This is a genomic window from Maribacter corallii (genome assembly GCF_047345415.1).
In the GTDB taxonomy this organism is placed as follows: domain Bacteria; phylum Bacteroidota; class Bacteroidia; order Flavobacteriales; family Flavobacteriaceae; genus Maribacter_C.
This window is the reverse complement of the sequence record NZ_JBLFEP010000001.1, coordinates 667,765-687,953: the sequence shown is the minus strand read 5'-3', so window position 1 is coordinate 687,953 and position 20,189 is coordinate 667,765. Positions and strand designations below refer to the sequence as shown.

22 protein-coding genes are annotated in these 20,189 nt (G+C 43.1%); 11 read left to right on the top strand and 11 right to left on the bottom strand.

Annotated features, from left to right (window positions below; genetic code table 11):
* Positions 1 to 10: 10 nt before the first annotated feature.
* Both ACKWCA_RS03120 and ACKWCA_RS03115 read left to right on the top strand, forming a co-directional pair.
* The gene (locus tag ACKWCA_RS03120) at positions 11 to 289 is read left to right on the top strand and encodes a hypothetical protein (protein WP_413976674.1); all 279 of its coding nucleotides are present in this window, start codon (positions 11 to 13) and stop codon (positions 287 to 289) included.
* Between the two features lie 159 nt (positions 290 to 448).
* Positions 449 to 1,081 carry a thioredoxin family protein gene (locus ACKWCA_RS03115; RefSeq protein WP_413976673.1) on the top strand — a complete coding sequence of 211 codons (633 nt, stop codon included), beginning with the start codon at positions 449 to 451 and terminating at the stop codon, positions 1,079 to 1,081.
* Here ACKWCA_RS03115 and ACKWCA_RS03110 read toward each other — a convergent pair.
* The 5 genes from ACKWCA_RS03110 to ACKWCA_RS03090 form a co-directional block, all read right to left on the bottom strand.
* Positions 1,058 to 1,792, bottom strand: coding sequence for an energy transducer TonB family protein (locus tag ACKWCA_RS03110; protein WP_413976672.1), 735 nt, complete (start codon positions 1,790 to 1,792; stop codon positions 1,058 to 1,060). The genes ACKWCA_RS03115 and ACKWCA_RS03110 overlap by 24 nt on opposite strands.
* A gap of 70 nt (positions 1,793 to 1,862) precedes the next feature.
* Positions 1,863 to 2,576 carry a tRNA pseudouridine(55) synthase TruB gene (gene truB, locus ACKWCA_RS03105; protein WP_413976671.1) on the bottom strand — a complete coding sequence of 238 codons (714 nt, stop codon included), beginning with the start codon at positions 2,574 to 2,576 and terminating at the stop codon, positions 1,863 to 1,865.
* A gap of 27 nt (positions 2,577 to 2,603) precedes the next feature.
* Complete coding sequence (locus ACKWCA_RS03100) at positions 2,604 to 3,401, bottom strand: undecaprenyl-diphosphate phosphatase (protein ID WP_413976670.1); 798 nt, start codon at positions 3,399 to 3,401, stop codon at positions 2,604 to 2,606.
* Complete coding sequence (locus ACKWCA_RS03095; RefSeq protein WP_413976669.1) at positions 3,402 to 3,671, bottom strand: DUF3098 domain-containing protein; 270 nt, start codon at positions 3,669 to 3,671, stop codon at positions 3,402 to 3,404.
* A 9-nt stretch (positions 3,672 to 3,680) separates the two neighbouring features.
* Positions 3,681 to 4,559 (bottom strand): cell division protein FtsX, encoded by an 879-nt coding sequence (locus ACKWCA_RS03090; protein ID WP_413976668.1) that lies wholly within the window; start codon positions 4,557 to 4,559, stop codon positions 3,681 to 3,683.
* A gap of 111 nt (positions 4,560 to 4,670) precedes the next feature.
* On the opposite strand from ACKWCA_RS03090, the gene ACKWCA_RS03085 reads away from it, so the two are divergent.
* The 5 genes from ACKWCA_RS03085 (at position 4,671) to ACKWCA_RS03065 (ending at position 11,021) form a co-directional block, all read left to right on the top strand.
* A complete protein-coding gene (locus ACKWCA_RS03085; RefSeq protein WP_413976667.1) occupies positions 4,671 to 5,528 on the top strand; it encodes a UbiA family prenyltransferase in 858 nt (285 codons plus the stop codon).
* Positions 5,529 to 5,609: 81 nt separating this feature from the next.
* The gene (leuS, locus tag ACKWCA_RS03080; RefSeq protein ID WP_413976666.1) at positions 5,610 to 8,441 is read left to right on the top strand and encodes a leucine--tRNA ligase; all 2,832 of its coding nucleotides are present in this window, start codon (positions 5,610 to 5,612) and stop codon (positions 8,439 to 8,441) included.
* Between the two features lie 184 nt (positions 8,442 to 8,625).
* The gene (gene ald / locus ACKWCA_RS03075) at positions 8,626 to 9,726 is read left to right on the top strand and encodes an alanine dehydrogenase (RefSeq protein ID WP_413976665.1); all 1,101 of its coding nucleotides are present in this window, start codon (positions 8,626 to 8,628) and stop codon (positions 9,724 to 9,726) included.
* A gap of 96 nt (positions 9,727 to 9,822) precedes the next feature.
* Positions 9,823 to 10,521: a zinc metallopeptidase gene (locus ACKWCA_RS03070; protein WP_413976664.1), complete on the top strand. Its 699-nt coding sequence runs from the start codon at positions 9,823 to 9,825 to the stop codon at positions 10,519 to 10,521.
* Between the two features lie 68 nt (positions 10,522 to 10,589).
* A complete protein-coding gene (locus ACKWCA_RS03065; RefSeq protein WP_413976663.1) occupies positions 10,590 to 11,021 on the top strand; it encodes a GNAT family N-acetyltransferase in 432 nt (143 codons plus the stop codon).
* Positions 11,022 to 11,034: 13 nt separating this feature from the next.
* On the opposite strand, the gene ACKWCA_RS03060 is transcribed toward ACKWCA_RS03065, so the two are convergent.
* Both ACKWCA_RS03060 and ACKWCA_RS03055 read right to left on the bottom strand, forming a co-directional pair.
* Positions 11,035 to 11,505, bottom strand: a complete 471-nt coding sequence (locus ACKWCA_RS03060) for an Lrp/AsnC ligand binding domain-containing protein (RefSeq protein ID WP_413976662.1) — start codon at positions 11,503 to 11,505, stop codon at positions 11,035 to 11,037.
* Positions 11,506 to 11,607: 102 nt separating this feature from the next.
* Positions 11,608 to 12,984, bottom strand: a complete 1,377-nt coding sequence (locus ACKWCA_RS03055; RefSeq protein WP_413976661.1) for a saccharopine dehydrogenase family protein — start codon at positions 12,982 to 12,984, stop codon at positions 11,608 to 11,610.
* A gap of 99 nt (positions 12,985 to 13,083) precedes the next feature.
* Between ACKWCA_RS03055 and ACKWCA_RS03050 the strand changes: the two genes are divergently transcribed.
* Entirely contained in the window at positions 13,084 to 13,479 is a 396-nt protein-coding gene (locus ACKWCA_RS03050) for a DUF423 domain-containing protein (RefSeq protein WP_413976660.1), read from the top strand.
* A gap of 5 nt (positions 13,480 to 13,484) precedes the next feature.
* On the opposite strand, the gene ACKWCA_RS03045 is transcribed toward ACKWCA_RS03050, so the two are convergent.
* The 3 genes from ACKWCA_RS03045 to ACKWCA_RS03035 are packed head-to-tail and all read right to left on the bottom strand — an operon-like array spanning position 13,485 to position 16,571.
* The gene (locus ACKWCA_RS03045) at positions 13,485 to 14,231 is read right to left on the bottom strand and encodes a uroporphyrinogen-III synthase (RefSeq protein ID WP_413976659.1); all 747 of its coding nucleotides are present in this window, start codon (positions 14,229 to 14,231) and stop codon (positions 13,485 to 13,487) included.
* A 5-nt stretch (positions 14,232 to 14,236) separates the two neighbouring features.
* Positions 14,237 to 14,899 (bottom strand): DUF4271 domain-containing protein, encoded by a 663-nt coding sequence (locus ACKWCA_RS03040; protein WP_413976658.1) that lies wholly within the window; start codon positions 14,897 to 14,899, stop codon positions 14,237 to 14,239.
* Position 14,900: 1 nt separating this feature from the next.
* The gene (locus ACKWCA_RS03035; protein WP_413976657.1) at positions 14,901 to 16,571 is read right to left on the bottom strand and encodes an ArnT family glycosyltransferase; all 1,671 of its coding nucleotides are present in this window, start codon (positions 16,569 to 16,571) and stop codon (positions 14,901 to 14,903) included.
* A 132-nt stretch (positions 16,572 to 16,703) separates the two neighbouring features.
* On the opposite strand from ACKWCA_RS03035, the gene ACKWCA_RS03030 reads away from it, so the two are divergent.
* From ACKWCA_RS03030 to ACKWCA_RS03020, 3 genes are read left to right on the top strand one after another with little or no spacing between them, the layout of a single operon-like run.
* On the top strand, positions 16,704 to 17,432 hold the full coding sequence (locus ACKWCA_RS03030) for a polyprenol monophosphomannose synthase (RefSeq protein ID WP_413976656.1): 729 nt from the start codon (positions 16,704 to 16,706) through the stop codon (positions 17,430 to 17,432).
* 1 nt (position 17,433) lies between these two features.
* Complete coding sequence (locus tag ACKWCA_RS03025; protein WP_413976655.1) at positions 17,434 to 18,768, top strand: dihydroorotase; 1,335 nt, start codon at positions 17,434 to 17,436, stop codon at positions 18,766 to 18,768.
* A gap of 2 nt (positions 18,769 to 18,770) precedes the next feature.
* Positions 18,771 to 19,184 (top strand): DUF4296 domain-containing protein, encoded by a 414-nt coding sequence (locus ACKWCA_RS03020; protein ID WP_413976654.1) that lies wholly within the window; start codon positions 18,771 to 18,773, stop codon positions 19,182 to 19,184.
* Here the strand turns inward: ACKWCA_RS03020 and ACKWCA_RS03015 are convergent.
* Positions 19,165 to 20,172 (bottom strand): NAD-dependent epimerase/dehydratase family protein, encoded by a 1,008-nt coding sequence (locus ACKWCA_RS03015; RefSeq protein ID WP_413976653.1) that lies wholly within the window; start codon positions 20,170 to 20,172, stop codon positions 19,165 to 19,167. The genes ACKWCA_RS03020 and ACKWCA_RS03015 overlap by 20 nt on opposite strands.
* Positions 20,173 to 20,189: the final 17 nt, after the last annotated feature.

Genomic DNA, 20,189 nt, shown 5'->3' with positions numbered 1-20,189 from the left:
CTATACAATTATGAGAAAAATATCAAGATTCGCCATGTTAAGTGCTACTGCCTTACTTCTATCTTCGTTCGCCCTGACCGAAAAACCAAGTGCAGCTGTTTCCGAAGATCTGGATACTGTCGTAGAACGAAAAATGCTCAATACTATTGAGTACGTCGAAGACTGTGAAGAGTTAGACTTAGGGTTCGACCCCTATTTTTACTTGCCTTCAAATTTTAATGCCTATGAAGGCATGAAACTTGAATTACGAGATATAGAATACATCGAAGTAGAAGAAGACTTGTTGTAGATATACCAGTCGATTATAAACTTTTAAACGGGGTGCTGTTATGTGAAACGCACTCCGTTTATTGTTTCGTAAGGTTTGCCTGTCACTTACTACTAATGCAACCTAGGTTGCCAAAATAGTAAATTTTTGGTAGTACGTTTACACCCTAAGTGATAACAGATGAAAACGATTAGTATACCCACTATGGAAAAGACAACAAGGGAATTGATTGCCGAAGGTGTTGCAACGGCAATGTCATACGATGAGTATAGAACCCTGGTAGCACAATTGGCCAAAGAAGGCAGATCCACGGGTCCTGAGCAGACAGCGGCCTTGACCAACTACACCCAACTGAATGATCGTAGAATGAAACGATGGGACAAGACACTAAAGTTTGACGAAAAGGCGGTAGAAGCCATCTTAGCCATTGAGAAAAAAGTTACTTGGTTGGTTTTGACCGAGAGTTGGTGCGGTGATGCGAGTCCTGCACTCCCCGTAATGCATAAAATCTCCGAATTGAATCCGAATATCTCGTTGAAGATCATTTTGCGTGATGAACATGTCGATTTGATGAATCGGTTCTTGACCAATGGTGGCATGTCCATTCCCAAATTAATTGCTGTTGACGGGGAAACCGATGAGGTTGTCGGCGATTGGGGCCCTAGATCAGAAACGGCCACGAAGTTGGTAGAGGACCAGAAGGCGGAACATGGGCAATTGACCGCATCGTTTAAAGAAGACCTACAGGTTTGGTACAATAAGGATAAGGGGCAAAGTGTTTTGAAAGATCTAACGTGCCTTTTGCTGAAATAAATAGGTAATCGTACCTTTTTGAGAAGCTTTGGTCGCCGCGTTGAATTTGGCTTTTAAGGCGTATGTAATGGCATTATCGACCAAGCAACCATTTGAGGTGCCAGAGCTTTTTTCATTGAAATGGGCATCCGTCACATTACCATTAGCATCTACTTCGATATTGATGACGACTTTACCGCCCTCGATACAGGTATAAATGGGAGGGGGAAGCTTATAATTGTTCCTATCTACCAAAGAATACGAAACCGAAGTTCTTCTGGCGGCCAGATTGTTGGTAAATTCCTTTTTTTGTGCCTCTTTTTCCCCAAGTAATTTTTTCTTCTCTTCACGTTGCTTGGCCAATTCCTTAACTTTTGCCGCATATTCGGAGTCCGACATTAAATCAGAAGGATCTCCCGACTCCCCGGCTTCGGCTCTTTCGGCCATAAGTTCCTCTAAGGTCTTTAAGGGCTCTGGCTCACCGTAACTAGGTTTGGCCGTTTCGTTAAAGGCCATATGGCTTTTAATGGGTTCGGCTTCCTGCATCTGCTCCAATCGCTCTTTCTCTTCCAGAAGTTCTTCAATGTCCTCTTCGGCAAGCATCATCTCAACAATGTACTCGTCTTCCTGACTGCCGACTTGACCCAAGTGTATATTATACAGCCCAAGCACCACGATAGACATGGAAAAAAAGGTAATCAAAAACGATAATTGTTTGCGATTCAGGTTCATACTGCTATAACCTCAATTTTAAAAAAATATTTGAATTATTCGTTGAACCGGAAGTTAAATGATTCAAAAATTAAGAATCTTCCGATTTTCCGAGTAAATTCTGTTCAAATTCTAATGGGGCAAGAGCATTATTTACGTTGTATTCCCCTATTTTGGTTCTCCGCAGGGCCGATAAATGTGCTCCTGATTCCAATGCCTTCCCAAAATCATCGGCCAAAGAACGAATATAGGTGCCCTTGCTACATACCGTTCTAAAATCGATTTCCGGCATTCGTATGCCGGTGATTTCGAATTCGGAAATGGTTATTTCCCTCTTTTTAACTTCAACTTCTATGCCATCACGGGCATATTCATACAAACGTTTTCCATCTTTCTTTAAGGCCGAGAACAGGGGTGGTACCTGCTGTATAGTACCTATGAACTGATGTGTAGCGGCCCTTATTTTTTCATCGCTAATATGTTCAAGGGAAAAAGTTGCGTTTACCTCGGTCTCAAGGTCATATGATGGGGTGGTAGCCCCTAGGGTTATCGTACCCGTATATTCTTTGATTTGGCCTTGAAGGGTATTGATGCTCTTCGTAAACTTGCCTGTACAAATGAGCAAAAGACCTGTGGCTAAAGGGTCAAGGGTGCCAGCATGCCCGATTTTTATTCTTTTTAAACCGAACTTTTTCCGAATGGCCCATTTTAATTTGTTAACGGCCTGAAAAGATGACCACCCCAGGGGTTTATCAATCAGTAGGAGTTGTCCGTTTAGGAAATCTTCTTTTGTGCGCGTGTCCATGTTGAAGAATAAATTAGTCCCCTCAAATTAACCGGCCCAGAAACCATAGGCAATGGCAATCAAACCGACGATGAGGCAATACACCGCGAAATACGATAATTTACTTTTCTTGACCAATTGGATCATCCAAGTGCAAGCCGCCAATCCTGCGACGAATGCAGCGACAAAACCGGCGATCATTGCCATATTGTTGTCGCCATTGAAGGTGAGGTCTCCGCTGAGCACATCCTTGCCGATTTTCCCAAAGATCAAGGGTACGACCATCAAAAATGAAAACCGTGCCGCTTTGGTCTTGTCGACCCCCAATAAGACCGAAGTGGAAATCGTTGCACCGCTTCGTGATATTCCGGGCAACATGGCTATGGCCTGTGAAATACCCACGATAAACGCATTTGGAAAACTTACTTTCTTATCCGTGTCCTTGGCCTTGTCTGCAAAATAGAGCAACACGGCCGTTATCAATAACATAAATCCTACAAAACGAATGTTGCCTCCGAAAAAGGCTTCCAGCTGCTCTTCGAAAAAAAGGCCTACACATACCGCCGGTAACATGGATACAATGATTTTCAAGGAAAACTGTGTCTCCTCGTTCCATTGAAAACTAAAAAGACCGCGAATGATTTCCCAAACATCCTTTCGAAATACCACGATCGTACTGAGGGCGGTTGCAAAATGAAGCACGACCGTAAACAAAAGACTTTCCTCAGGGATGGAATTGTCCCCCAAAATAGCTTTCCCTAGTTCTAAATGTCCACTGGAGGAAACAGGCAAAAACTCGGTCAATCCTTGAATGATACCGAGAATGATAGCATCTAAAGTGTCCAATTAGCTTTTTTTCTTGTGTGGATTCAACAAAATGGCATATACCTCGATGCCCAAACCTATAAGAACTAAGGTCGGTGCTAAACGGATTCTTCTAAAGTTGTAGATATCCGGATTGAAAACATTGGGGTCGTCACTGCCCCCGCCGCTCATCAAAATGAACCCTAGGGCAATAAAGGCAATACCAATGAACATGAACATATAGTTCTTTTTCTGGAAGATAAACTCTTGTTTTGGCTGCTGTTCGCTAGCGTACTTTTGCTTTTTACTCATGTGACAAAGTTAATAATATAATTCATCGGTTCTCAAATTGAGAAAACGTTGTGTCGCAAAGTACGTACTGATCAACGAAATCAAAAACCCTAATAAAAATACACCGACAAAAAGAACAATCAAAATAGTCGGGTCTTGTAAGAGGCCTAGGTCAGGAAAGTTGCGGTTTAAATAATAAAGTAAGCCGGCTAGGGCCAGTAAGGCCAAAATGGAACCTAGCATACCCAACTTGATATTGGTCCAGATAAAAGGTCTTCGAATGAAGCTTTTGGTCGCCCCTACCATCTGCATAGTCTTGATGATAAAACGTTTGGAATAGATCGATAAACGAATTGAGCTATTGATAAGCAAGACGGCGATGAAGGTAAAGATTCCACTAGCTACTAGAATCCAGAAACCAATGCGTTTTACGTTGTCACTTAATAATCCCACCAAAGGCTCATCGTAACTTACCTCGTCAACATAACTTTTCGCCGATATTTCAAAGGCGATTTCCTCAATTTTTTCAGGGGAGACGAAATCCGCGTTCAAATTCACATCAATCGAGTTCTTCAATGGATTATATCCGAGAAAATCCATAAAATTCTCTCCGATTTCAGCGCTGTGCTTCTCGGCCGCTTCCTCTTTGGAGACAAAAGTCGCCGTTTTGGTATATTCAGCCATCGATAAACTTTTCTGTAGCTGGTCGATTTCGACCTCTTTCGCGGTTTCCTTTAAAAATACGGATATGGTAATCTGCTCTTTGAAATGATCCGCCATTTTTTTGGTGTTCAGCACCAATAGCCCCAATATGCCCAAAAGAAAGAGCACCAAACCGATACTAAGTACTACCGAGAAGTACGAAGAAATCAGTTTTCTTTTTTGGTATTGTTCAAAAGACTGGCTCATAGTAGGTCTTGCTCAGGTAAAGTTAGGAAAGTAAATTGAATCGGATGACTAAGAGGGTCGGTTTCTAATATTTCAGTAATAGAATCGTTTGATTATAGAACCTTTGCCGTTATGAGCCTATTAGACATAAAGATTTCCAGACCGGGATTGTGGTTTCCCACCATTTGGATTTACTTGGTGCCCTTTGGTAATCAAGATGGTTTTTGGAAATCATGGGTGTTTTGGTTGGGCCTTATCTTTGTGACGTTTCCCTTAAATTACCTAGTGTACGGGTTAAATGACTACAATGATGACAAAGCGGATGCTGTAAATACACGAAAAGGAAACTTCTTGTTCGGAGCTCGGGCCCCAAGGGTTTTTTTGGATGGACTTCCAAAAAAGATTGCCATGATGATGTTGCCTTTCATCATTCTTTTTAGCTATCTCGCTGGGTTTAAGATGTTGCTGTTATTGCTGTTTATGGTCGTGGTGAACATACTCTATAATTTTAGACCATTCCGCATAAAGGAACGACCACCCTTTGAAATCGTGATTCAAATGGGGTACGTGACCACCGCTTTTTTTGCTACCGAATTGAATAATCTAGACATTTTGCCATGGCAAACGTTGGTCTATTTGACCCTTTTTGCCTTTCAGGCGCATATTGCGGGCGAGATTATGGATATTGAACCCGATTTGGAGTCGGGCAAGCGAACCACGGCCACCCTTTTGGGGCGAAAGCGGTCAAAGTTGGTAATGCTAGCACTTCTACTTTTAGAATCGTTCCTGGTATGGCATTGGTTTCGAGATATGGTCTTGGCCCTGTTCTTACTGATATTCGCCCTATGGTTGGTATTCGATGTCCTTATCTTTTTTAAGGATCGGCCCTATACGCTTTGGCAAATGAAATTGTTTGGATATGCAATTAATCTTTCCGCAATTCTGACCATGATTTGGGTGTTGTATACAGGGAAATTGCTTGTAGTTTGAAAAAGGGATTCGCCCATCATTCCTTTCTGCTTTTCCGAGAATAAACCTATTTTTGCCACCTGTAGCAAAGCAAAGAAAATCATGCAATACAATTTCAACGAAATTGAAGCCAAATGGCAGAAGTATTGGGCCGAGAACCAAACCTTTAAGGCCGAAAACAATACCGATAAGGAAAAATTCTATGTGTTGGATATGTTTCCTTATCCCTCGGGAGCCGGACTACATGTCGGTCATCCTTTAGGGTACATCGCCAGCGACATCTATGCGCGCTACAAAAGGCATAAGGGGTTCAACGTATTGCATCCCCAGGGATATGACTCCTTCGGTCTGCCTGCCGAACAATATGCCATACAAACAGGGCAACATCCGGCGATTACCACAGCCGAAAATATAAAGACGTACCGCCGACAACTCGATCAGATCGGGTTTTCATTCGATTGGAGCCGAGAAGTACGTACATCCGATCCGAAATATTACAAATGGACGCAATGGATTTTTATCCAGCTGTTCAATTCTTGGTACAACAAAGACGCAGACAAGGCCGAGGATATCGAAACCTTGATTTTGGAGTTTTCTTCGAATGGAAACATCCAGGTGAATGCGGTTTGCGATGAAGATACACCAGAATTTACGGCCTCGGATTGGAATGCCTTTTCAAGCAAAGAACAGCAAAAAATCCTCTTGAAGTACCGATTGACCTATTTGGCGGATACCGAGGTAAATTGGTGCCCTGCCTTAGGAACCGTCCTGGCGAACGATGAAATTGTCAATGGGGTTTCAGAGCGTGGAGGACATCCGGTAATCCGCAAAAAGATGACACAATGGAGTATGCGTATCACGGCTTATGCACAACGCCTCCTTGACGGATTGGATACCATTGATTGGCCACAACCCTTGAAAGATTCCCAAACGAATTGGATTGGACGATCACAAGGGGCAGAGGTGGAATTCAGAATTCAGAATTCAGAACTCGGTATTCCGGTCTTTACCACCAGACCAGATACCATCTTCGGTGCAAGTTTTATGACCTTGGCGCCCGAACATGAATTGGTAGGCCAGATTACGACTCCCGAACAAAAGGCAGAAGTGGAAGCTTATGTAGCGGCTACGGCCAAACGCTCGGAACGTGACCGTATGGCCGATGTAAAGGCCATATCAGGGGCCTTTACAGGGGCCTATGCCGAACATCCGTTTACCAAACAGCCCATTCCGATTTGGATCGGTGATTATGTGTTGGCGGGTTATGGTACCGGAGCAGTGATGTCAGTACCTTGCGGCGATCAGCGGGATTACGACTTTGCAAAGCACTTTGACATTTCGATACCAAATATTTTCGAGGGCGTCGATATCTCTGAAGAAGCTTTTGCCGATAAGGAAAAGACGATAATCGCCAATTCCGATTTCTTGAATGGACTGCCCTATAAAAAGGCCGTTAAAACTGCTATTTACGAGTTGGAAAAATTAGGTCAGGGTAAAGGTAAGGTCAATTATAGATTACGCGATGCGGTCTTCAGCCGACAGCGGTATTGGGGCGAACCCTTTCCGGTGTACTATGTGGATGGTATGCCACAAATGATTGCTTCAGAGCATTTGCCGATCGAGCTGCCCGAGGTCGAAAAGTATTTGCCCACCGAAACCGGTGAGCCTCCCTTGGGCAACGCCACGGTTTGGGCCTGGGATACTCAAAAGAATGCCGTAGTCTCTAACGAGAACATTGGCCTGAGCGGAGTCGAAGGGCAAGAAGACAATGGTGTTTACCCACTAGAACTCAACACCATGCCCGGTTGGGCAGGAAGCTCGCAATACTTCAACCGTTATATGGACCCGCATAATGATGATGCTATTTTCTCGAAGGAAGCTATTGATTACTGGCAAGATGTAGATCTGTATATTGGGGGTAGCGAACATGCCACAGGGCATTTGCTCTATGCCCGTTTTTGGCAGAAGTTCATGTTCGATCGAGGGTACGTGTCCAAAGAAGAATTTGCCAAAAAACTGATCAATCAGGGAATGATCACAGGTACAAGTGCCTTGGTCTATCGCAATGAAGAAAATGGGCAGTTGATTTCAAAGGGTTTGATCGGTAATTTGAACGTAACCCCATTACATGTAGATGTGTCTTTAGTAAATTCTTCCAATGAGCTAGATATCGAAGAACTCAAAAAGTGGCAACCTGATTTTGCCGATGCAGCGTTTGTTTTGGAAGAAGGCAACTACATCGTAGGCAGGGAGGTAGAAAAAATGTCCAAACGCTGGTATAACGTTGTCAATCCAGATGATATCGTTACGGAATACGGCGCCGATAGTCTTCGCCTTTATGAAATGTTCTTGGGCCCGTTAGAGCAATCAAAACCTTGGAATACGGCTGGCATCACGGGGGTACATTCCTTTTTAAAGAAACTGTGGAAACTATATATTTCTCAGAGCGGAGCCGAAGTGGAGCCCTCCCCTGAAAACCTAAAAACACTACACAAGACCATCAAAAAAGTGGAAGAGGATATCGAAAATTTCAGTTTTAATACTTCGGTATCCACTTTTATGATCTGTGTGAATGAATTGACCGCACAAAAATGTAAGAGCCGGGCCATTTTAGAGCCCTTGGCCATTTTGGTCTCTCCGTACGCACCCCATATTGCCGAGGAACTTTGGGAGAAATTAGGGCATGACAACACCTCGATCTCCAAGGTCGCTTTTCCCGTTTTTGATGAAAGGCACTTAGCGGAAAGCAGCAAGGAGTATCCCATTTCCTTTAATGGTAAAATGAAGTTTACCATGCCGCTGTCATTGGACCTGTCAAAAGAGGAAATTGAGACTGCGGTAATGGCCCATGAAAAAACACAACAGCAATTGCAAGGGCGTACCCCTAAAAAGGTCATTGTAGTACCCGGTAAGATTGTCAATATCGTAGGATAGCCTCACTGAAGGTGTAGTAGAGAGGCAGGCAAATGTATTTTATTTTATAATATACCCCTATTTTTATAGGGGTATGCTTCCAAAAAAGTCAATTTTCAGCTATTGACCCCCTCATTTAATCGATTTTATTTCCATTTAAGTTAGAATTGTCACATTTTTGTTCTGAATTCTAAATTGCATAACAATGGTAGTAGGAGTGCCTAAAGAAATCAAGAACAATGAAAGTCGTGTCGGTATGACCCCGGCAGGCGTATTCGAACTGGTAAAGAATGGTCATACTGTTTATATACAATCCGCTGCCGGTGAAGGCAGTGGTTTCTTTGACATGGATTACAAAAACGCTGGTGCCATCATTTTAGATACCATTGGGCAAATCTATGCTGCGAGTGAAATGATCGTTAAGGTCAAAGAACCCATTGCTGAAGAATATGAATTGGTGCAAAAAGATCAGATTGTATTTACGTACTTTCATTTTGCGTCGAGCGAGCCGTTGACCAAAGCCATGTTGGCAAGCCAATCGGTTTGTATTGCCTATGAAACCGTGGAAGACGACGAAGGTACCCTCCCCTTGTTGACACCAATGTCAGAAGTAGCCGGTAGAATGGCGATTCAACAGGGAGCAAAATATTTGGAGAAGCCTGTGAAGGGCAGAGGCGTGTTATTGGGTGGAGTTCCCGGAGTACAGCCCGGCAAGGTATTGGTGCTTGGCGCTGGAGTCGTAGGTATTCAAGCTGCTAAAATGGCAGCAGGATTAGGAGCACATGTAACGATTATGGATATCAATATGAAACGCCTGCGCTATGTGAACGATGTAATGCCACCGCATGTGGTGACCGAATTTTCAAACGAATTCAATATTCGAAAACACATCAAAACCCATGATTTGATCATTGGTGGCGTATTATTAAAAGGGGCCAAAGCACCAAACCTGATCACTCGCGATATGTTGCGTGACATGCGACCGGGCACGGTTATCGTTGATGTTGCCGTGGATCAAGGCGGATGCGTAGAAACCACAAGACCGACCACCCATGAAGACCCTATATATATCATTGATGATGTGGTGCATTACTCGGTAGCGAATATGCCGGGAGCGGTACCCTACACTTCTACGGTGGCGCTGACTAATGTGACCCTGCCTTATGTGGCGAAGTTGGCCGCCTTGGGATGGGAGAAAGCTACACAAACGGATAAGGCACTTCAAAAAGGATTGAATATCGTCAAGGGTGAGGTCGTGTATAAAGAAATTATCGAGGCCTTTGGTTGGGAGGCCGAAGTGGTATAGTAGTACATTTTGTCAGTTAATAGACCCCGTCAGACTATGGCGGGGTTTTTGCTTTTTATGTTGTAATTTTAATACACACTAACAAAAAATAAAATTATGTTTGGATTTGATATGGGCTATATCATCATCGCAGGGGTCTTCGGGCTATTCAGCATGTTGGTAAGTAGTCGACTAAAAAGTAAATTTAAAAAGTATTCTCAAGTGCATTTGCGGAATGGAATGAGCGGGGCGGAGATTGCGGAAAAAATGTTGGCCGATCATGGTATACGCGATGTGAAGGTGATTTCAACCCCCGGCATGTTGACAGATCACTATAATCCCGCGAATAAAACCGTTAACCTTAGCGAAGGGGTCTATGCGCAACGCAATGCCTCAGCGGCAGCGGTGGCTGCTCACGAGGTAGGGCATGCGGTGCAACACGCAACGGCCTACGAGTGGTTGGGCATGCGTTCAAAGCTGGTGCCTATTTTAAATGTCACTTCACGTTTTTCAATGTGGGTCATTTTTGGGGGCTTGGCCTTAATGCAGACCACGGCTATTGGCGGAACTATCGCTTGGGTCGGTGTTGGACTTTATGGGATAGGAACCCTATTCAGTTTTGTCACCTTGCCCGTGGAATACGATGCTAGTAATCGTGCGCTGGCCTGGCTAAAGAATAAGAATATGGTCAGCCAAGAAGAGTATGCCGGCGCTGAAGATGCCTTGAAATGGGCGGCTAGAACGTATCTAGTGGCGGCTATTGGTGCCTTAGCGACCCTACTTTACTTTGCGATGCGTGTCGCAAGTAGGGATTAATTTGACCGCAACTACTAATAGAACCTGTTCGTATTGCTGGACAGGTTTTTTTCGTGAACATCAATACGATGGAAAATACGATTGACATACGACAGGCAACGATACATGACCTGAACGCCTTGGAAAAGGTAGGTGACGCCCTTTTCGATTATTCCATAAAGCGAGATAGGGCGATAGAGTTTTTAAACGATTCAAGACACCACCTGTTTTTGGCTTTAGATGGTTCAAAAGTGGTAGGAATGGCGTCTGGTGTTCACTATGTGCATCCTGATAAGGATCCTTCCTTATTCATCAATGAGGTAAGCGTACTGGAAGAATATCAGAAGCAAGGAATCGGTAAGATCTTGGTGAAGGAAATCTGGACCTATGCCAAAACCTTGGGTTGTAAAGATGCTTGGGTAGGGACTGAAACGTCGAATACGGCCGCTCAAAAATGCTATATGGGCGCCGGAGGAGTACCCGATGACGACCCTTTTATCTTATTTGAGTTTAGTGAGTAGCAAAAAATAGGGTCTAAATAGTGATTTGCCGATCGATCTGTTGCTGAAGGGAAATAAAGGTTTCCGTACGGGAAACCCCTTCGATTTGTTGGATCTCCTTGTTCAACACGTGCATCAAGTGCTCATTATCCTTGCAGAGCACCTTGATGAGGATAGACCAATTACCTGTGGTGTAGTGACATTCCAATACCTCATCGATTTCCTTCAACTGCTTCACCGCAACAGGATTGCTCATTGCCTTATCTAAAAAGATTCCGATATAGGCCATCGTGGTATAGCCCATCACTTTGGGGTTGATGATGAATTTTGAACCTGCTAACAGTCCAGAAGCTTCCAATTTGCGTAAGCGCTGGTGAATGGCCGCTCCGGAGATACCGATGCTACGCGCAATTTCAAGAACTGGAGTCCGAGCATCGGACATTAAGAACCTTAGGATTTTTTTGTCTATCCCGTCTATTTTGACATTTTTGGTATTGGATTTCATCGATACAGTTTCAAATGTCTAGTAAAAGTACGTAATCACTACGAAATATAAACAACGAAAAGTGTAGGGTGCGCTTCTTGAGAGGCACGAAATGTGAAAAACCTATTTGTCATAGACCGATTCAGGGTTGTACCCCAAATAGGGCACATCGTACTCCTTGAAAATGACACCATAGGCCTTTAGCTCCTCTAGAATAGGTTCGTACACTTCTTTTTTGATGGGAATCTGAACCCCCGGAGTAGTGATTTTCCTGTTCAAAATGGCAAGTGTCGCAATGGCAACTGGAAGTCCCACTGTTTTTGCCATGGCTGTGTGGGTTCTATTTTCCCCGATAACGACCATATTCGCATCTATTTGAAATGTTTTGCCGCTCAGTTCATAGCCGAACTTGTGGTACATCACTACCATGTCTTTTTCATTCTCTTTCAACGTCCAGCTATCCTCTAAGATGTATTGCAAGATTTGAGCCGGTGTCCCTTGTTCTAATGGAATGATCTTGTTCGAATCGAATAGATTCAATTCCAAAAACTTTTCCCACATGATATCATCTTGCTCTATTTTAAGGTAGTGGCGCAGCTTCAGCTCAACACTATCCGTAGGGGAATAGGGCAAAAAGGAGTTGGTAAACTCGCGGAACGACATCCCCTTCGAATTTTCAATAGTATAGCTATCGTCGGTCATTCCCAATTCGATAAACATATTCCAGGCCTTTGAGAAACCAACACGGCGCATCGTACCGCGATATAGCGTGAGTACGTCATGTAAGCCATAAGCCTCACGGTAATCGAGCGAATCGCGATTGGCATACCCTTCAAAGCGACCATAGCCTTCGATTTCAAAAAACTCCGTTCGACGAAAGAGTTTGTGGTATGGAATGTACTTATATGTTCCTTCCTGAAGAAATTTAGCAGCTCCGCCCTGACCTGCGACGACCACGTTTCTCGGGTTCCAAGTGAACTTGTAATTCCAAAGGTTGTCGTCGCTCTCCGGAGCCACCAAGCCCCCGGTAAAAGACTCGAAAAGAATCATTTGCCCTCCTTGGTCTCGAATACGGTCTATGACCTGCATGGCGCTCATATGATCGATACCGGGATCTAGTCCAATTTCATTCATAAAGACCAAGCCTTTTTTCTTGGCCTCGGTATCAAGTGTTTTGATTTCCTTTGAGACATAGGAGGCGGTCACTAAATGCTTTTCAAAAGTGATACAGTCTCGAGCGACTTCCATGTGCATTCGGGCAGGAAGCATCGATACGACAATATCACTTTGTTCAATGGCTATTTGGCGATTTTCAGTGTCAAAAATATCAAGTGGGATAACCGAACAATTCGTGTGGTTCACGATGTGCTCCGGAATCGCATCTGGATTGATGTCCCCTATCGTCAAATGTAATTTTTCCGATTCCGATTTTTCCAAAAAGTAATCGATGAGGTAAGATGTGGATTTGCCAGCTCCAACAACTAGTATTTTTCTAGACATGCTTCGTATCGTATTTTCAAGCCGTAACTTTGTTCAGGTGATAACAAGATACTAAGGTATCAAATTGTTACATTTATAAAAAAAGGACTTCATTAAGTTATGAACAGAACAATTTTCAGTACAGGTATGCTCATCGGGGTTTTGGGGATCATCTTGGGGGCTTTTGGAGCGCATGGACTTGAAAACCTCTTGGATGCAGATGCGCTACGAACCTTTGAAACCGGGGTGAAGTATCAGATGTACCATGCTATTTTTCTCCTGGTCTTAGGGGGAACGGGGCTGTTGCCAAGTAAAAAGAAACGACTCCCGTTCTATTTAATCTTGGCCGGTATTTTTTTATTCTCCTTTTCCATCTATTTTTTGGCCACCAATACCTTGACCGGTTTCGATTTTAAAACCATTGGCTTTGTGACCCCCATTGGCGGGCTATTGCTTATACTGGGCTGGATAGTGACCGGATACCATGTATGGAAATCCGAATCCGTAAAAAAGTGATTTGACTATTTCTTGTTGGCCTCGTTAATATAACGCTGAAGTGCCATGGTCATTGAGGGCGTTTCAGGAGTTGGGGCCTTGATGTCGATTCGAAGTCCGGCATTTGTTGCCGCTTTTACCGTGCTATTTCCAAATACAGCGATTCTCGTATCATTTTGCTCAAAGTCAGGAAAATTCTTCAAAAGTGATTCGATGCCTGATGGACTAAAGAAGACCAAAACATCATAATACACATTACGCAAATCGGAGAGATCACTGATTACGGTTCGGTAAAAAATACCCCTTGTCCAGTTAATTCCTATTTTGTCGAGTGTTTCCGGTACTATTGCCTTGAGTGTGTCCGAAGAAGGCAAAAGAAATGTTTCGCCCTTGTATTTTTTGAATAAAACCTCTAAATCGGCAAAGTTCATCTTGCCTACGTAAATTTTACGTTTTCTATACACCACATATTTCTGTAGGTAATAAGCAACGGCCTCTGATTGACAGAAGTACTTCATGCTATCTGGAACCTTGAATCGCATTTCTTCAGCAATTCTAAAAAAGTGATCAACAGCATTTCTACTCGTTAGAATGATGGCAGTGTAATTTTTAAGGTCGATTTTTTGCTGACGCACGTTTTTGGCATCAACACCTTCAACATGAATGAAAGGCCGAAAATCGACTTTGACCTTCTCTTTCTCAATCAACCTCGAATAGGGGGAGTTTTCCATTTTCGGTTCTGGCTGCGATACCAAAATCGTCTTTACTTTCATATAGCTCAATCGTTTAGATAACTTCCGATGATTACAAAGGGTGCAATTTCGAGTGCGCAAAGGTACAAAATAAAATAGAAAAAATTACCAGCGAGAAAGTTTTGATGATTCTTCAAAAGAGTGACCCATCCTATGGCATTTATCAAAAGAATCAAGGCAAATGCTACATAAACCACCATTACTGAGTCCTTGAATACATAACATAAGATAATATTGGCGGCGAACATGACCAATCCGCTGTAATTCAGGTACGATAGTTTCTTGAAAATGAGTTCGCTGATAGTTCTGTTTGAATTAAAGATAAACCCATTGCCCAATTGTAACGACACTTTGACCAAAAGGAAAAGCAATACCGCTGCCAAAATGATAGGATACCCATAAGAATCGAACAGGGCGAACGAAGTGTCTTTAAATAACACTTGCAATGCAAGGTAAATGAAAAGGGAGAAATTGATAACCTGAAAAATAGTAAAGAAAATATGAAACCAGTTCAATAACTTCTCCTTCTTATTATACATGAAAACGTATTTGTTGTTGAAGGGCAAGATGATAAAATTCAAGAATCGATTGTAAAAGGTGCTTTTCGCCAAAACCACCATAATCAAACTCCCGAAAAGAAGAAGGGTAATCCAATCAACGTGTTGTATAGTTCTTAGAATTGGCTCCAAATCACTTCAGTTTAATATTTTTTCCGTTTAGTCCCAAGGGAAGACCATTTTCAGAAATCCCTATCTTGAAATAAGCAGGACGCTTCATATCGGTCTGCGGTAGTTTAAACGTAAAATTTACCGTATCATTTGATTTTAATAGTAAAACCTCGGAATCGCTAGGGTTCGCTTTCATCTTCAGCACATCGCGTACTTCCTTATAATCATTCATGTAGGCAATACCGAAGCGCAGTTTTTCTATGGGAATATCTTCTTTATACGGATTGTACACCTGCATCGTCTGTGTCTTTTCGGTATTGAAAGTGATTTCTTCAGAGCGGATCAAGCATTTTAGTTTTCTGAAGGATTCAAAATTGGGGATGAACGAACCGTAAAGTGTATGTCGGCCATCGCCCATTGGAAAAGAACGGCCTGCCTTTTTTCTGTACTTCGAAAGATAGTAGACTTCTTTACCCTGAACACTGGCTTCGGCCCCATCTATGGAATACTGATTTTGTCGGTATCTAATATTGTTGAATGAAATAGCGGGTTTGTCCGAGTAAAACTCGTACATGGGCGCATCTCGATACGAATTTTCGAATACAATGGGTGATCCTGTTGCCGCATTTTCGATTTCCTTTATCCACTTCTTGTTGCCATGGGTCTCATAGGTTACCGGAAACAAAGGTTCATAGATAAGGCCTATTCGAGCAAAAAGCAAAATTGCGATATTCAACGACCCTATCCGTAAAAGCCATTTGGCAGTCACCTTATTGGCTGCAAGATAATCGAATGTCAACAGCACCATGGGAATGCAAATAGCGATAAGCCATTGGGTTTGTACGCGTCTCTGAAAGCTGGAAGCAAAGAAGAACAAAATGATTCCGTAAGTCAAGTAAAGCAATGCTTTGGTAAATTTATCTTTGGAAACCGTTTTGTAGAGCGACCAGTATACAATAGGAAATGTAAAGCCGAACAATGCGATTAAGTTCACAAAAAACCCACCAGTAAATTTGAGGAAGTCATAGGCTTGGTTGGGGCGTTCCGTTAAATGGTACTGTATGGAAATAAAATCATTGTCGTATAACCAAATAAAATGTGGAACATAGCACAAAAGTGCTATACCCACTGCGAGCCATGCTGTTTTATTGAATACCAATTTTAGGTTAGAGAACAATACAAAAAGTATGATAATGGCCGCATTGTACTTGCTGTACATTAGGCCGGCCATGGCCAGACCCAAGCCTACCGCAAATAGCGCATTTGGGTCTTTTAGAAACTTCTTGTAAAATAAAAGAAATAGGGCAGTGAAAAACAGTAAGGGTGTGTCCGGTAAGGTGAAGAACCCGTACGCATGCAGCAGGGGCATGGAAAAAACCAACACCAAAAAATGAAGTGCATAGTCGTTTTTCTTCGGGTGGTCTATAGCCGCCCAAAGAAGTAATGGGGTACCTATGGATAACAAGATGCTCACAAAGCGGACTCCAAGCTCGCCATCAAAGAAAAAACTACCGATTTGAATTATCCAAGCCACCATGGGCGGATGATCAAAATAGCCCCAATCCATAGTCTTGGCGTAGTACCAATAATAGGCTTCATCAAATATTAAATTGGTGAAGTTGGCTTGCAACAAGTTTAGAATAAGAACGGCACCTAACAGGTATAAAAATAGCTTAGGCAGATTGAAGCGCATTTTTCAAGGTTAATTCCTTTCAAAACTACAAATTCTAGCCATTATTGTGGTGTTTAAAAAAATGATAAAACCAGTGCAGCCATTTTTCAAGATGGTATAAAACACTATTTTTGTCCGAATACACCTTAGTCAATGTCTGATAGCCTAGTCATCATCCCTACATATAATGAGATTGAGAACATCGAGGCTATCATAAGAGCGGTTTTCGACCTAAAGACGGATTTTCATGTACTCATTGTCGATGATAATTCACCAGATGGCACCGCCGAAGCGGTCATCAAACTTCAAAAGGAATTCCCCGAAGGGTTGCATCTAGAGGTTCGGAAAGAAAAATCAGGTCTTGGTACGGCGTATATTCACGGGTTTAAATGGGCGATTGAAAGAAATTACGAATACATTTTTGAGATGGATGCCGATTTTTCGCATAACCCTTCCGATTTACTACGACTGCACAAGGCTTGTAAAAACGGTGCCGATGTCGCAGTAGGTTCACGTTATAAAAAAGGGGTGAATGTAGTGAATTGGCCTTTGTACAGGGTATTATTGTCTTATGGCGCCTCTTTTTACGTAAAAATAATAACGGGCATGCGGGTTCAGGATCCTACGGCGGGGTTCGTTTGTTACAAAAAGCATGTACTCGAACATGTGAATCTTGACTCGATTCGCTTTATAGGCTATGCCTTTCAGATAGAGATGAAGTTTAGGGCCTATTTGTTGAACTACAAAATAGAGGAAGTCTCTATTATTTTTAGGGATCGGGTAAAAGGTAAATCCAAAATGAGTTCGTCAATAGTCAACGAGGCGATTTTCGGGGTGTTGAAAATGAAATTACGAAGCATTTTTCAAAAAAATAGATTTTAAAATGGGAAAGGTTCTTATTAAGAATGCAACGATTGTCAATGAAGGTGCTATTTTCGAAGGCGACGTGCTGCTCCAAGATGAGTTCATTACAAAAATTGGTCAGGATATTTCAGACGGTGCGGCCCAGGTAATCGACGCGAAAGGAAAATACATCTTGCCAGGTGTAATTGATGATCAAGTGCATTTTCGAGAACCCGGTCTGACCCATAAAGGAAACATTGCTACAGAAAGCCGGGCGGCCGTAGCGGGGGGCATAACCACCTTTATGGAACAGCCAAATACCAATCCGCAGACCACGACCATTGAGAAGCTGGAAGAGAAGTTTGAAATGGGACGGGCTTCGTCATATGCGAACTACTCTTTTCTCTTTGGAGGAACGAACGACAATCTGGAAGAGCTCAAACGGCTTGACAAACACGCTTGCTCTGGAGTGAAGTTGTTTTTAGGCTCGTCCACCGGTAATATGTTAGTCGATGACGAACGGGTAATCGAAGAGATCTTTAAGAATACCGAGATGGTCATTTCGGCCCATTGTGAGGATGAGGGTACCATAAAAGCCAACCTGGCAAAGTATAAGGAGCAGTATGGAGACGATATTCCTGTAAAATACCATCATTTGATACGGAGTGAGGAAGCTTGTTTTTTGTCCTCCTCCAAAGCCATAGCCTTGGCCAAAAAAACAGGAGCGCGATTACACGTTTTTCACCTTTCTACCGGAAAGGAAATGAGTTTGTTTGAAAATGACATCCCCCTTGAACAGAAGAAGATTACGGCTGAGGTCTGTATCCATCATCTTTGGTTTTCCGATAGTGACTATGACGACAAAGGAACCTTGATCAAATGGAACCCAGCGGTAAAAACCGCTGCCGATCGTTCGGCCTTATGGGAGGCCCTACTTGATGATCGAATTGATGTCATTGCCACCGATCACGCACCACATCTTCTATCCGAAAAAGATAATGTGTATACGAAGGCCCCATCGGGTGGCCCGTTGGTGCAACATGCTTTACCTGCTATGTTGGAGAAGTATCATCAAGGAATAATTCCATTGGAAAAAGTAGTCGAGAAAATGTGTCACAACCCGGCGAAGCTGTTCGATATTGAAAAACGGGGTTTTGTTCGTGAAGGCTATTTCGCCGACTTGGTCTTGGTCGACCTGAATGCACCTTGGACCGCCACCAAGGCAAACACCTTATATAAATGTGAATGGTCGCCTTTTGATGGGTATACTTTTAATGCTAAGGTAACGCAGACGTTCGTAAACGGTCACCTGGCCTATGATCAGGGTGAATTTTCACCGGAAAGACATGCTAGAAGACTCACCTTTGATAGATAAGCATGAAACGGATTACTTTATTTATCGTATCAATATTGTTTTTTTCCTGCGCGGAGAAGCTCATGGAACGGCCTGAAAACCTCATTCCAAGGGAAGAAATGGTCAAAATCCTGAGAGATTTAGCGATGCTCAATGCAGGACGAACGACGAATATGGGCATTTTACAAAAAAACAATGTAGAGCCTATGTTGTACCTATACTCAAAGTATGGTATTGATAGTGCTCAATTTTCCAAGAGCGACCGCTATTATGCCTCGCTACCGGAAGAATATGAGCGGATTTATGCCGATGTGGAGACCCTGTTAGAAAGTGAAAAAGAAGAAGTTGAAGAGCGAAAAAGGGTGAATGATAGCCTGCAGACAATAGAGCGTGAAGCGAAAAGAGCAGCGAAACGGACTAAGGATACTCTTCCATAAAACGTGCACACGAAAACGCGATGACGGGGTCAAGTGATTCAAACTCAAAATCAAGCGCTTCCTTTGCTTTTGTATTGGAGTAGTCATCTCGATGTTTCATGGAATGTATGGCGGCGCGCGTAATTTTTCTGCCTGATCGGGTGATGAAATTCCAAAAGAGATCGACCACTCTCCCGAGTTCCAATTGCCAGAACTTCAGTTTTTTTGAAGGGGGCGACTGTCCGAGCAAGGGACACATACGCGAAAGAATTTCTTGAAACGTCAAATTTTCGGCGACCGCGATATACCTTTCATTAATGAGGTTGGAATTCATTAAATGGGTCATCATGCTAACGACATCGTGAACCGATACAAATCCGGTTCCTCCTGGCGGGTAAAATCGGTAGCCTTTGTAGGCTGTTCTAAAAAGGGCGCCCGTTCCTGTATTCCAAAAACCTGGCCCCAGAATTACTCCGGGATTTACCATGACCACCGCCAGACCTTCTTGCGAGCCACGCCAAACCTCCATTTCAGCCGCATATTTTGACTGTGCGTACACGTTTATATGATCAGTGTTCCATTCACTTTCTTCATTCGACGCCTCGCCGTTTGGTGACCTTCCTATGGTGCCGATAGTGCTTACATAACACAACTTCTTTACGGAATGCGCAATGGATAAGTTGACGATATTGGTGGTGCCCTCTGCATTTATTTTCATCAGTGACCGGAAGTCGTTAGGGTCAAAAGAAATCATTGCAGCGGCGTGATAGACGTATTCGATTCCGGCAAATGCACGTTCAAGGGCGGGAATATCGGTGATATCAGCGAGAACCCATTCTATTTTTTGAAAGAACTCGGTTGCATTCGGTGTGTAATAGGAGAAAACCTTCTCCACCTGTTGTAGTTGGCTTCCCTTTCGGTGAATGGCACGAACAACACCCTGGTTTTGTACCAAGTGCCATAGTAGATGTGCGCCAACCAAACCCGTGCCTCCCGTAACTAGAACCATAGGTCAAAGTTAGGCAA